10 protein-coding genes are annotated in these 13,053 nt (G+C 38.5%); all 10 read right to left on the bottom strand.

The features are described 5' to 3' along the window. Positions 1 to 2: 2 nt before the first annotated feature. A complete protein-coding gene (locus tag JK635_RS14905) occupies positions 3 to 1,595 on the bottom strand; it encodes a PucR family transcriptional regulator (protein WP_202654742.1) in 1,593 nt (530 codons plus the stop codon). 179 nt (positions 1,596 to 1,774) lie between these two features. Beyond that, positions 1,775 to 2,188: a hypothetical protein gene (locus JK635_RS14900; protein WP_202654741.1), complete on the bottom strand. Its 414-nt coding sequence runs from the start codon at positions 2,186 to 2,188 to the stop codon at positions 1,775 to 1,777. Between the two features lie 93 nt (positions 2,189 to 2,281). Beyond that, positions 2,282 to 2,416, bottom strand: coding sequence for a hypothetical protein (locus JK635_RS24760; RefSeq protein WP_306792950.1), 135 nt, complete (start codon positions 2,414 to 2,416; stop codon positions 2,282 to 2,284). 325 nt (positions 2,417 to 2,741) lie between these two features. Continuing rightward, positions 2,742 to 5,126, bottom strand: a complete 2,385-nt coding sequence (locus tag JK635_RS14895; protein ID WP_202654740.1) for a phosphoketolase family protein — start codon at positions 5,124 to 5,126, stop codon at positions 2,742 to 2,744. A 237-nt stretch (positions 5,127 to 5,363) separates the two neighbouring features. Next, positions 5,364 to 6,086: a GntR family transcriptional regulator gene (locus JK635_RS14890; RefSeq protein WP_202654790.1), complete on the bottom strand. Its 723-nt coding sequence runs from the start codon at positions 6,084 to 6,086 to the stop codon at positions 5,364 to 5,366. Between the two features lie 251 nt (positions 6,087 to 6,337). Beyond that, entirely contained in the window at positions 6,338 to 7,369 is a 1,032-nt protein-coding gene (locus JK635_RS14885; protein ID WP_202654739.1) for an aldose epimerase family protein, read from the bottom strand. A 185-nt stretch (positions 7,370 to 7,554) separates the two neighbouring features. Then, positions 7,555 to 8,964 carry a sugar porter family MFS transporter gene (locus JK635_RS14880; RefSeq protein WP_202654738.1) on the bottom strand — a complete coding sequence of 470 codons (1,410 nt, stop codon included), beginning with the start codon at positions 8,962 to 8,964 and terminating at the stop codon, positions 7,555 to 7,557. A 245-nt stretch (positions 8,965 to 9,209) separates the two neighbouring features. After that, positions 9,210 to 10,634, bottom strand: coding sequence for an L-arabinose isomerase (gene araA / locus JK635_RS14875; RefSeq protein WP_202654737.1), 1,425 nt, complete (start codon positions 10,632 to 10,634; stop codon positions 9,210 to 9,212). Positions 10,635 to 10,667: 33 nt separating this feature from the next. Next, positions 10,668 to 11,363 carry an L-ribulose-5-phosphate 4-epimerase gene (locus JK635_RS14870; protein WP_202654736.1) on the bottom strand — a complete coding sequence of 232 codons (696 nt, stop codon included), beginning with the start codon at positions 11,361 to 11,363 and terminating at the stop codon, positions 10,668 to 10,670. Further along, entirely contained in the window at positions 11,357 to 12,997 is a 1,641-nt protein-coding gene (locus JK635_RS14865; protein WP_202654735.1) for a xylulokinase, read from the bottom strand. The genes JK635_RS14870 and JK635_RS14865 overlap by 7 nt, the downstream gene beginning before the upstream one ends. Positions 12,998 to 13,053 lie beyond the last annotated feature (56 nt).

Here is a 13,053-nt window from a genome sequence, read left to right as displayed (position 1 = left end):
TCTTAGTTATTTAGTAAACGATAAATCATGCAGGCTATATAAGCATCATAAGACTCCGAGTTAACTGTCACATCATAGCCAATCAGCTCACTAATCTTTCTAATTCGATATTTTACTGTATTTTTGTGAACAAATAGAAGTTTGGCGCAGTCATCAAAATTCCCCTTTGCATCCAGAAGAAAAGTCAGCAATGTTTTTAAAGAATCCTGGTCTTTTAGAACAGGGGAAATGATGGACAACCATTCCTCAATCTTTTCTTCTCCTTGTTTACTGAAATCAATAGCCCGCTCCATCGAGCGTATTTCCGCTGCCGTAAACAGTTTGCGCACGGGAAAAATGGTATGGACTTTGTCGCCTACATTATTGACCAATTGATACATACGGCGAACATCTAAGGTATTTCGCATCTTTGGACAATAAACGATTTTTGATATTTGCGAGAAGTAGTTAGTCGTTTCGATAAATTCGGATGCAATTTCTAACTCAGGATATTTATATAAGTAATTCCCTAAAAGGACGATCATACAATGATCAATTGTTTGAATGACGGCTGTTTTATAATATTTTGTCACTTGCTCTGCTAATTCTTCTCCAATTTTCTTTTCTTCCGACAAATCCTTAATATAAACTAGCCACATCATTTCGATTGCGGAAACATCAATATGAAGCAGATTGGCTAATCTCCGCATTTTATCACTTTCATCATTCACAATCGCTTTTACTAAAGCATATTCACTCACTTCAGCATGCTTATCGCCCCATAAATTCATAGCCACTTGTACCACTTCGCTAATTTTTTCTATGGTCTTAACCGGCAATTTCGTATTTTCTTTAATGACAAATAAATAAAGACGCTCTCCATTTTTCTGATGTATAATCTTATATTCAACAAAACAGGATAGAGCATTCTTATTTATCTCTTGTTGTACCGTTTTTCCATTCAAACTATTTTGTGAGTGTGCTTGGATTATTTTTAATACGTCTAAAGATGAGTTTCGCGGCCACATCACCTGGTTCATAATATCAAAATTTGCATTTGTTATCAGGATATTAGCTTTCAATCGATCTGACAAAAATTTAAGTGTAATTTCCACGCTTCGTAAATGTTCTGGTAGCAAGGATACCTTTTCCAATGCCTCATTCACAAAATTATCATTAATCGTCTGATTACTCACAATGGCTTCCATCACTTCATAGATGACTTCATTGTAGCGGAGAGAATAATCATTTTTGGGCATACAAATGATAATAAAATCTAGAGAGTCTGCTAGGTTCAGTACCTCCTCGGGAATTTCTGGCACGATAATGCCAACATAATATAAAATTAAACCCAGTTCGCCCAAATCATGTAAATGCTGAATGGCTTTGCATTGTTTTTCCACACTATCTTTGATGGAATAAAATGAGCTGATGACAAGTTCTTCAGAATACCACTCTTCTTGAACAGTTTGGATCCTCCGTGAGAAAAACTCGACATCAGAAACTTCTAACACAGATAAAGACGAGACAGTTCGTTCTAGATTCTTTTTCCCCGTTAACACCTCTGCGCCCCTTAATGATGGCATTTGCAATATATCTTGTACAGTTATCCCCATTTCACCACTTCTTCTTCCTTTTCATACAGATATCTCTCATTATAGTATATCTCCCCATAATAGACACCAGAGAAATCTACACGCCAGGTACCGATAAAATGAAAAAGTTTGTCTAGAGGAATCTAGGTGGGGGATGAAGAACCCCCCACTGATGGAAGTTTTACTTTTTAGTGGGAAGTTTACTTTTCCTTAGAAAAGGCATTGTACTCTTTGAATAGTGAAGAACGCTTTTTCTTTTTTAAGTACTTTTCGTTAAGTATAAGAACTTTCCCGTTTTCAACAGTATTGTATTTTCGATAAACTGATTTATATTTTTCAAATGCCAGGTTCCCAAAATAATAAATCGGTAAAATCATCGCCATCAGAATGACTAATTGAGGAATCAGTTTGAATTCATTCCTGATGATATATATGGTCATAACAGCATTTGCTGCAAAGGAAACCATTAAAGTAATCACTACATTACATATGTGAAAAGGGGCAACGGCATTTTTATCACGAAACAGCCGCTCCAGCTCAGACTTTACCAAAAGGGTCACAAATACTGAGATCACAATCACAAAAAGGGAAACTATATATGGAACAATGTACATTTTCCGATCCCCCGCTCTATTAATAAAAATTGTACACCCATTATAATCCATTATAGAGAATAGGGAAGTATTAGCCCACTTCCCTTGCAAAGGTCATTTTTTCGCTAATTCCTCGCGCAACTTTTTTATTTCCTCTGTTTGATCCAAGATATTATTATTTATTTTTCTTAAGGCATCATATATTCCAAAAATTCCTGCAAATAATAAGAAACCGATAAGTAAATCCAATTTCGCCCCTCCTCATTAAAATGTATCTCTAAAATTTATTGTATCAAGAGAAGGCAATAAATCCCAATAAAGTTTATTTTACTTAACACGAGAAAAATTAATCATACTCAAGGTATGGATTACTGCCCTGCCGCAGCTTAGATTTCAATACGGCCTGACACAAAAAAGAGACTTCTCAAAAGTTTGGGAAACTAATGAAAAGTCTCTTTAAATTTTTTATTATGTTAGGTTACCCTTTTTTGGCTTCATTAACGTATCGTTTGCAGAAGCTTTTCAACGCAGCCCTTACTACTCCCTAGTCATGTGTAAGATTACCTTGACAACATTATCTCAATTCTTTCCATACCCAGTTTTCAACTTCTGGTAAATCCACACCTTCCTCACGGATGTGTTGATTATGTTTCGTAATTATACTTTCCATTTCTTTAACAATGTGTGTGTGCTTGTCAGCATCAGGTAAGCTTAAAACAGCCTCTTTCACCAGATCAAAGCGGTCCATTTGGTTCAACACACGCATATCGAATGGTGTTGTAATATCACCGTTTTCACGGTACCCATGTACAGATAAGTTATGATTATGGCGGTCAAAGAATAAATCCTTGATTAGACCTTCATAACCATGAAAAGCAAAGACAACCGGTTTGTTTTTTGTGAAGTATCGATCAAACTCCTCATCAGATAAACCACGAGGATCAAGCTTTTGACTTCTAAGTTTCAGTAGGTCAACCACGTTGATATAGCGAATCTTTAATTCCGGCAATTTTTCATGCAGGATAGAGATAGCAGCCAAACTTTCGATGGTTGGTTCTGTTCCTGCAGATGCAAAGACAATGTCAGGTTCACCATCTTGTTCTGTACTTGCCCAGTCAATGACCTTCAATCCTTTATCAACTAATTCTTTTGCTTCATCTGCCGTAAACCATTGAGGACGCGGGTGCTTAGATGAAACAATTAAATTAATCTTTTGACGGTCGTTTAAGACTTTATCAAAGACAGCCAATAGAGTGTTTGCATCAGCTGGTAAATATTCACGAATAAACTCTGGTTTTTTGTCCGCTAAATGACCTAATAAACCAGGATCCTGGTGTGTATAACCATTATGATCTTGCTGGAAGACCGTGGAAGTCGCGATTACATTCAGTGATGGAATTTCTGTGCGCCACTCTTGCTCAGTTGCTTTACGTAACCATTTGAAATGTTGCGTGAGCATCGAATCAACAACACGTAAGAAGGCTTCGTAGCTGGCAAAAATGCCGTGACGTCCTGTTAAAACATAGCCCTCAAGCATTCCTTCTGCTTGATGTTCGGATAATTGGGAATCAATCACACGGCCATAAGATGCTAAGAATTCATCATTCGGCTCTACAATTTTTTCCAACCACTGACGTTTTGTTACTTCAAAAACAGGAGCTAAGCGGTTAGACATGGTTTCATCCGGTCCAAAGATTCTAAAATTGCTGTTTTCCTCATTTTCAACAATAACATCTCTAAAATAGTTGCCTAAAACGGACATATCCTGTGCGACAACTTTCCCATGTTCAGAGTTATCAAGTGCATATTTACGGAAATCTGGCAGGCGCAAATCTTTAATAAGATTTCCGGGGTTTGTTGCAGGATTCATCGCCATCCGTTTATTGCCTTTAGGGGCGACTTCAGCAATTTCAGGTTTTAAGCGGCCGGTTTCATCAAATAACTCTTCCGGCTTGTAACTTTTTAGCCAATCTACTAATGCATCAATATGCTCCATATGGTTTTGGTCAACAGGAACGGGAACTTGATGGGCACGGAATGAATTTTCAATCGGTACACCAGCCCATTCTTTAGGACCTGTCCAGCCTTTAGGGGCACGAAAAATAATCATTGGCCATTTTGGACGCATCGGATCGTTATATTTTCGAGCATAGTTTTGAATCGCTTGAATTTCCTCAATAACAATGTCCAAGACTCTAGCCATTTCTACATGCATGAATTCTGGATCATCACCCTCCACGATAAATGGTTTCCAGCCTAAGCTTTCAAAATAGGAAGTGATATCATCATTCGTAAATCGAGCAAAAATAGTTGGATTGCTAATCTTGAATCCATTTACATTCAGGATTGGCAATACGGCTCCATCTGTAATAGGGTTAATGAAACGATTGGAAAACCATGCGGTAGCTAATGGACCTGTTTCAGCTTCCCCATCACCAATAACAGTCGCGGCAATCAAATCTGGATTATCAAGAATGGCACCAACAGCATGCGAAAGAGAGTATCCTAATTCTCCGCCCTCATGGATGGATCCGGGTGTTTCAGGTGCAGCATGGGATGCAATACCACCCGGGAATGAAAATTGTTTGTACAATTTCTTTAGGCCCTCAATATCCTGACTAATTTCTGGATAAATCTCACTGTAGCTTCCATCAAGATAGGAGTTCGATACCATAACCTGACCGCCGTGACCAGGACCTTCTATATAGAACATATTCAAATCATATTTATTAATTACACGATTTAAATGAGTATATATAAAGTTTTGGCCAGAAATCGTACCCCAGTGTCCAATTGGCTTTACTTTAACATCTGATGCCTTGATCGGTTCTTTTAAAAGAGGATTATCCTTCAAATATAATTGCCCAACTGAGATAAAATTGGCTGCGCGCCAATAAGCATCAAGCTTCTCTAAATATGTTTTAGATGAGTAATCAACTTGCTCCAACGCTAATTTCATTTTAAATCAACTCCCTAGGTCACTTAAATTCTTTTATAGTTATATCCACAAATTAATCATACCAATTTATTTTAAAATATCAACCATTAATTTAATTGGTACGCACCATTTTTGAAAAAAATTCACATTTATATGAATGACACAGAGAGATATTTAATAACAGCTTATAAGATGGATTTAAGCGATAATGAAACCAATTATCTAAAAAACAGGACCGGGAAATATCCCAGTCCTGTTTTACGGAACCGATACAATTGTGTTGAATTTCATATATTTGTAGTGAAAACGCATTTGAGAAAACTCAAATGGTGTGCCGTTATCTAGAAAGAATATGCCTTCCATAATACTTATTGGCTCATTTTCCTTTAAGTTCAGCAGTTCTTGGTCAACCGAATTGGAGGGTTCTGCATAAATCGATAAAAAGGATTTTGTAACAGCCAAATTATGGGCATCCTCTAAATAGTGAAAAATAGATCCCTCAATAATAGTTTGATTTAAATTTTGCACAATCTTAATGGGAATATAGCCGGTTTCAATCATGAAGGGTTCATCCTCAAACAAACGTAAGCGAATAATTTTATATACAAAATCATGAGGCTGCAAGAACAAATCCCTTTGTAATTCATCTGTTGGCGGAATGACCTCAAACTCCAATACTTTAATTTTTGGCTTTTTTCCGTTCATTTGGAAATTATCAGACACTCCCAAATTTGAACCTTCATAATTAAAAATTGATTCATTTTTTATATATAATGGGTTGATAAATGTCCCTGAACCACGCTTCTTGAAAATAATGCCGTCATTGGCCATCTTCGTTAGCGCGCGTTTAATTGAGCTACGGCTTACCTGATACGTTTCACTAAGACTGCGTTCATCTGGTAATTTCAGATCAGCAAACTGACCAGAAAAAATTTTCTCTTTAAGGTCATCAATAATCTGCTTATAGACTAACTCTGCCATGTTGTACTTCCTTTCAACTCTTCTATAACTACCATAGTACCACAAATTTTTTGCAACCGTTTTAGTAATTTGGAAATTAGTCTCTCCTTCTTACATTTTCGTTATAGATGAGTCAAAATCAACAAATGAGCAAAATCAGAATTAAGATGTGTAAAGAAAATTGTACTGTTTAACAACGTAAAAAAGTGAAATTTTCCTAATGGTAATACGGTGTTTTATTATTCTTTTAATTTTCCTCCATTGCTATACAGCTAAAAATATATTTTGTATTTGGTTTGGGAAGTGTAATTTTCCCCTGAACGAAGAATAATATCTCCAAAACCGTCAAACTCGATAGCCCCTGGGGCAGCTTGGGTTTCAAATGTTATCCCACCGTGTTGAGTTAACTTTTCTCCATGCATAAGTGGCACACCTTCCACAAAATTTGCTGTATAAACAACTATCACAGGTTCCTCGGTGTATACCTCAACCTTTATTTTCCCATCAGGGCTAATTAATTTTGCCGCCATATGATTAATTCCTGTGCTTGTAAGGAAGAAAGGATGATCGATCCCTTGAACCTTTTTCACTTCGATATCATCAGATTCAAAGGTCGATTTAAGCTTCTTCGCGGTTCGAAAATCATAAGCTGTTCCAAAGACACCTCGCTTTTCGCCAGTTACCGTGGTATCTGCTGCATTTACGGGGGCAAATTCTTCTGAACCTATTTGTAAACAATGTTCATCGATTGGATTACTTGGATGTCCTGTTAAGTTAAAATAGACATGATTTGTCGGGTTGAAAATTGTATCTTTATCACTTTTTGCTTGATAACGCACTGACCAATTATTTAAATTGTCTAATGTATAAGTTACACTTACTTCCAAATTTCCTGGAAAGCCATTCTCACCATCAGGTGAATTTGTTGAAAAGATGATCGACACACTTTGATCAGTCTCATTTATGTCAAAATCCCATATTTTCTCATCAAACCCAGGTTTTCCACCGTGTAAAGTATTCCCGGATTGATTTACAGACGTTTTGTAGAGTACTTCATCAAGTGAAAATTCACCTTTTTTTATTCTCCCCGCGACTCTTCCTATTGTTGCTCCAAAGTATGTTTCCTTTTTGTAATCCTCAACAGAGTCAAATCCCAATACTATATTCTTACGGCCCAAATCCTTTGGGATAAAAAGATTAACGATTCTTGCACCATAATTTGTTGCTTCTAATGTCACCCCATTATCATTTTCCATAGAAAACAGTAAGGCTTCATCCCCAAAAGGTCTTTGTGTTAATTTCATTCTTCCGGCCCCTTTCTAAATCAACTTGCACAATTATTATTATAAAATAAAGGCTGAAACAAAATGACCTGATCATATCAAATGCCTATGTTGGACACTAAGAATCTAATAGTTGAAAAAATGGCCGAAGTACAGCTCCGGCCTTAAGAAATCTATTAAGAAAATAACGGTTGTTACAACGAAAATCACACTGCGGTCGATTTACGCATTTTTCTATTAGCCCGTCTACTTTCCCCAACTTTTTCAATTTCCTCTAAAGTATGACCTCGGGTTTCCGGAACGCGTGTCCGGATAAATAAAACTCCAAGTAAACAAATAGCGCCGAAGATTGCAAAAACAGCTTGTTGAGACATCGAAGCGGTCATGATTGGAAAAAGCAATCCAACCAAGAAAGAACCAATCCAGTTAAATGATGAAGCTAATCCTGATGCACGCCCACGAATTGCCAACGGGAAAATTTCCCCAACTATGACCCAGGTAAGAGGAGCCCAAGTGAATGAATAAAGTGCAACATAGATACTTAAAAATACAACGATCATCATCGGACTTGCATTAGGAATTAATATATTCAATATTGCTGGTAAAATAAAGGATAGTCCCATAATCGTCCCGCCAACTGTTAATAAAGTACGTCGATTAAATTTATCAGCAATCATTAGGAATACCAATGAACCTAGTACGAGAATAACCCCTTGAATAATTGGCCACATCAAAGCTGAGCTGGCTGCGTGCCCTGTTGCTTTTTCTACAATCAAAGGAATGTAATAGAAAATGGCGTTTGCGCCCTGGAATTGTTGAAAAGCAGCAACACCCACACCAGCAATTACTAAATAACGGTATTTATTACTTAAGAGTGTACCCCATGATGCTTTTTGAATTGCCTTTGCTTCCTCTTTGGCAGTATCTTGAATTTGTGTTACTTCAGCATCAATTTCTTCTTTGTTAGTGCGAATATAGCCCAACACCTTACGAGCTTCATCAATTTTATTATTCTTAATTAAAAAACGTGGTGATTCGGGTAATCTTAACATTCCTAGGAATAAGATCAGAGCAGGTACGGCAGCCAAACTAAGCATCAATCGCCATGCCATTGTTTCCGGTAAATCTTTCAATAAATAATCGACAATGTACGAAAGCAACATTCCGGAAACAATCATTGTTTGATTAATTCCTGACAGACGTCCGCGTAAACGTGCAGGCGCCATTTCCGACATATAGGCTGGGACCAACGCAGAGGCAGCACCAACAGCCAATCCTAATAATATCCGAGCAACAATTAAAAAAAGTATCCCATTATGAGGGGCCATTCCTGACAAAATTGACCCCACAACAAAAATTAAAGCAGATACTATAATCATTTTGCGCCGTCCTAAACGATCGGAAAGTTGTCCGGCCAAAGCACCTCCAAAAATAGCTCCAAACATCACTGAAGAGGTAATCCAGCCGATAGCCCCAGCACTGTTTTGAAGGCTCCAATCATGTTGCAGAAAAGGCAAAGCACCCGTCATAACGCCGATATCATAACCAAAAAGAATACCAGCAAAAGACCCAAAAAAATAAATGAAGCCACTTGAGATTTTCTTTTCATTACCCATTAAAGTTTCCTCCTCAAGTTTTTAAATTTATATTGTTTAAAAATCCCACGACAAAAAATATTATTGCGTTCATTTAAACGTTTTCATCTTTTCCTAAAAACTACGACCACACCACATTCACAAATAAAGGGATCATGATTTGATTATTTTACTAATGGCTTCCATTTCTATTCTTCAACTTCTGGAATAACTATTTTTTACCTCCAAGGAAGCAAAGCTCCTCGGAGGATAAAATCATTACCTAATTACCTAATATCTACGTATTCCAAGTCAACAAGTTTTGCATAGGTTATAATTTGATCTGTTGTTAAATTCAACGAAACAACTGTATGGTGACCGCCGCCATTCTCAATCCAAGCTTTCACCCCGTCTTGGAAGTTTGGCTTAATGTTCCAAAGTACCCGTGCCACTGGGAGTTTCGGAGCTGGAACAGTTGGCTCAAATGCTGATACTTCGTTGATTAATAGTTTGTAATGAGTACCAAAGTCAGCCATTGAAACAACCACACCATCTCCTGCTTTACCATCAAATACTAAACGTGCTGGATCTTCACGATCACCAATACCTAATGGCGATACGATTATTTTTGGCTTATTACTTGCTAAAGTCGGATCTACTTCAAGCATATGTGATTGAAGGGCAGATTCTTGACCAACGGCTAATTCATATGTGTAATCTTCCATAAAGCCAGTTGATTGGTTATGACTCATCACTTTGAGTAAGCGATCGAGTGCTGCCGTCTTCCAATCTCCTTCACCTGCAAAACCATACCCTTGTCCCATCAAACGCTGGACGGCAAGACCAGGAAGCTGTTTCATACCATATAAATCCTCGAAGTTCGTGGTGAAGGCATTGTACCCGCCATCATCAAGGAAACGTTTAAGGGCAATTTCATATCTTGCTTGTACTTTTACGCTCTTCTCCCAATCTTCCTTACTGTAAGTACCGTAATCAAATTCATAAAGGTTGGCATATTCTGCAAATAAATCATCCACTTCTTCGTCCTTAACAGCATTCACGTATTGAACAAGGTCTCCAATACCAAAATAGTCAACTGTCCAGCCAAATTGAATTTGTGCTTCAATCTTATCCCCATCGGTAACGGCAACGTTACGCATGTTGTCACCAAAGCGGGCGACTTTAATGTTGAAAGACTCGTTATAAGCAACCGCTACGTCCATCCATTTTGCAATTTCCTGTTGGACTTCAGGGCGCTCCCAATAACCTACAACCACTTTATTTTGTTTTTTTAAGCGGGCATTGATAAAACCATATTCACGGTCGCCATGAGCTGATTGATTTAGGTTCATGAAGTCCATATCAATCGTTGCCCAAGGGATACTTTCATTGAATTGGGTTGCTAAATGAAGCAATGGCTTTTGTAATAATTTTGTTCCGCGAATCCACATTTTCGCAGGCGAGAAAGTGTGCATCCAAGTGATGACACCGGCAACTTCGTCACGATAGTTGACCTCTTTCATGATGCTTGTGATTTTATCTGCGCTAACAGCTAAATCCTGCAATACAAGCGGATAAGGCAAAACACCGCTTTCATTTAAGGCATCGGTCATCGTTTGTGCGTGTGCTTTGACTTCTGCTAATGCTTCTTCACCATAAAGATGCTGCGAGCCTACGACAAACCAGAATTCTTTTTTACCTATTGTTGACATAATAATCCTCTTTTCTTAGTTTGATAGTTTATATTACTTTTGCCCGTAATAGGCATTTTTCCCATGCTTTCGTAAATAGTGCTTATCTAAAATACGTTGTGGCAAGTCTACAGCAAAGTGATTTAATTCTCGGGCAAACAAATTCATTTTTGAAACTTCTTCTAACACCACACTATTCATGACTGCTGATTTTACATCTTTACCCCAAGTAAATGGACCATGGCCATGAAGCAGGATACCGGGCACCGCTAAAATATCTAACCCGCGCTCTTTAAATGTTTCGATGATGACATGGCCAGTTTCCGCTTCATAACCACGATCAATCTCCTCTTGTGTCAAGAAGCGGGCACATGGTATGGAACCATAAAATGTGTCGGCATGAGTGGTCCCCATCGCTGGAACGTCAAGGCCTGCTTGCGCCCAAATGGTCGCCCAAGTTGAATGAGTGTGCACGATGCCGCCGATTTCTGGATAATGCTTATAAAGGACGGCGTGTGTCGGTGTATCTGATGAAGGCTTCAACTCTCCTTCCACAACATTGCCATTTAAATCAACAACCACCATATCACTAGCTTTCATCGTTTCATAATCAACACCACTTGGTTTGATCACGAATAAACCACTTTCCCGATCAATGCCACTCGCATTTCCCCATGTATATTTCACAAGTCCATGTTTTGGCAAGTCCAAATTGGCTTGAAATACTTCTTCTTTCAACTGTTCTAACACGTCAATTCCTCCCGTTTTTCACTCATAACATCAAAATTATCTACGGCGGCCTGCTCAATCACTAGACCTTTCTTGTATCGCTCAATGAATATTTCAAAGCCTTTAACGTCAAATCCATCGGGATACATTTCTTGCCCCTCAACCCCCTCAAATACTTTTTTGTCAAGAAAGTCTTCCAAGCTTTCCTCTTGGCCTTTGTTCATCATGTAAGAGGCAAGAATGGCCATTCCCCACGCCCCGCCTTCCCCAGCAGTTGCCATAACTGAAACTGGAGTATTCATGGCAGCGGCAACAATTTTTTGTCCGACAACAGGAGTTTTAAATAAACCACCATGAGCTAATATGCTATCAATTGCAACATTTTCTTTCTTCGTCAAAATGTCCATTCCGATTTTCAAAGCACCGAATGCTGCAAAAAGATGGGTTCGCATGAAATTTGCCAAATTAAAGCGACTTTCAGGCGAGCGTACAAACAATGGTCGTCCTTGTTCTAAGCCTGTAATATTTTCACCTGAAAAATAACCGTAACTAAGCAAACCGCCGCTGTCCGGATCGGCTTCCAGAGCTTTATTCAACATCACATCAAATAATTTATTTGTTTCAACCTTTAGTCCCATTGCCTCAGAAAATTCACGGAACAAACCGAGCCAAGCATTAAGATCACTAGAACAGTTGTTCGCGTGAACCATGGCAACCTGGCTGCCGTTAGGTGTCGTTACGATATCAATTTCCGGATATACTTTTGAAAGTTCCCTCTCCAATACAATCATGGCAAAAACGGAGGTTCCAACTGAGATGTTTCCTGTACGCTTTCTTACACTATTTGTCGCCACCATCCCGGTTCCAGCATCACCTTCCGGTGGGCAAACTGGAATTCCTGGTTGTAAATTTAGTGACTTGTCAAGAATTTTTGCTCCAATTTCAGTTAACTCTCCTGCTTGCTCGCCAGCAAGATAGACTTTAGGGAGAAGATCCCTTAATCTCCATGGATAACCTTTGAGCGCGATTAGCTCATCAAACTGCCTGATCATCGTCTCATTATAATCCTGTGTTGATTCATCAATTGGGAACATGCCCGAAGCATCCCCTATACCAATTGCCTTATTACCAGTCAGCAACCAGTGAATGTAACCAGCCAAAGTGGTGATAAATTCAACACGCGGCAAATGTTTCTCATCGTTTAACATTGCTTGGTAAAGGTGAGCAATACTCCAGCGTTCAGGGATATTGAATTGAAATTTCTCTGTTAATTCTTTCGCTGCAGCGCCGGTTGTTGCATTACGCCATGTCCGAAATGGAACAAGCAGCTCTCCCGTGTTGTCAAATGCCATATACCCATGCATCATGGCGGAAATTCCAATAGAACCAATTGTTCGAATGGTGATTCCATAATTCCGTTCAACTTCTTGCTTCATTTCACTATAAGCAGCTTGCAGGCCGGTAATTATATCCACTAAGTTGTACGTCCAAAAGCCATCTTCCAAACGGTTTTCCCACTCATAACTTCCAGATGCAATTGTTCCATAACTTTGATCAATCAACACTGCTTTAATACGAGTGGAGCCAAATTCGATTCCAAGAGAAGTTTCTCCCTTGGTGATCGCTTCCTTTATGTGCAATCGATTATCTTTCATACATATTCTCCTCTCAGACAGCGGTTTCAATGTAGCGTATAATTAAAAGGAGGCGC

It is taken from the genome of Neobacillus paridis (assembly GCF_016765675.1).
GTDB classification, from domain to species: domain Bacteria; phylum Bacillota; class Bacilli; order Bacillales; family Cytobacillaceae; genus Neobacillus; species Neobacillus paridis.
Note: the sequence above shows the minus strand (reverse complement) of the source record. Positions and strands in the feature narration are given on the sequence as shown.

What these genes read in the sequence shown, in the direction of transcription:
- JK635_RS14905 (WP_202654742.1), bottom strand. Translation starts at nt 1,595, where the DNA reads ATGGGGATAACTGTACAAGATATATTGCAAATGCCATCATTAAGGGGC.
- JK635_RS14900 (WP_202654741.1), bottom strand. Translation starts at nt 2,188, where the DNA reads ATGTACATTGTTCCATATATAGTTTCCCTTTTTGTGATTGTGATCTCA.
- JK635_RS14895 (WP_202654740.1), bottom strand. Translation starts at nt 5,126, where the DNA reads ATGAAATTAGCGTTGGAGCAAGTTGATTACTCATCTAAAACATATTTA.
- JK635_RS14890 (WP_202654790.1), bottom strand. Translation starts at nt 6,086, where the DNA reads ATGGCAGAGTTAGTCTATAAGCAGATTATTGATGACCTTAAAGAGAAA.
- JK635_RS14885 (WP_202654739.1), bottom strand. Translation starts at nt 7,369, where the DNA reads ATGAAATTAACACAAAGACCTTTTGGGGATGAAGCCTTACTGTTTTCT.
- JK635_RS14880 (WP_202654738.1), bottom strand. Translation starts at nt 8,964, where the DNA reads ATGGGTAATGAAAAGAAAATCTCAAGTGGCTTCATTTATTTTTTTGGG.
- araA (WP_202654737.1), bottom strand. Translation starts at nt 10,634, where the DNA reads ATGTCAACAATAGGTAAAAAAGAATTCTGGTTTGTCGTAGGCTCGCAG.
- JK635_RS14865 (WP_202654735.1), bottom strand. Translation starts at nt 12,997, where the DNA reads ATGAAAGATAATCGATTGCACATAAAGGAAGCGATCACCAAGGGAGAA.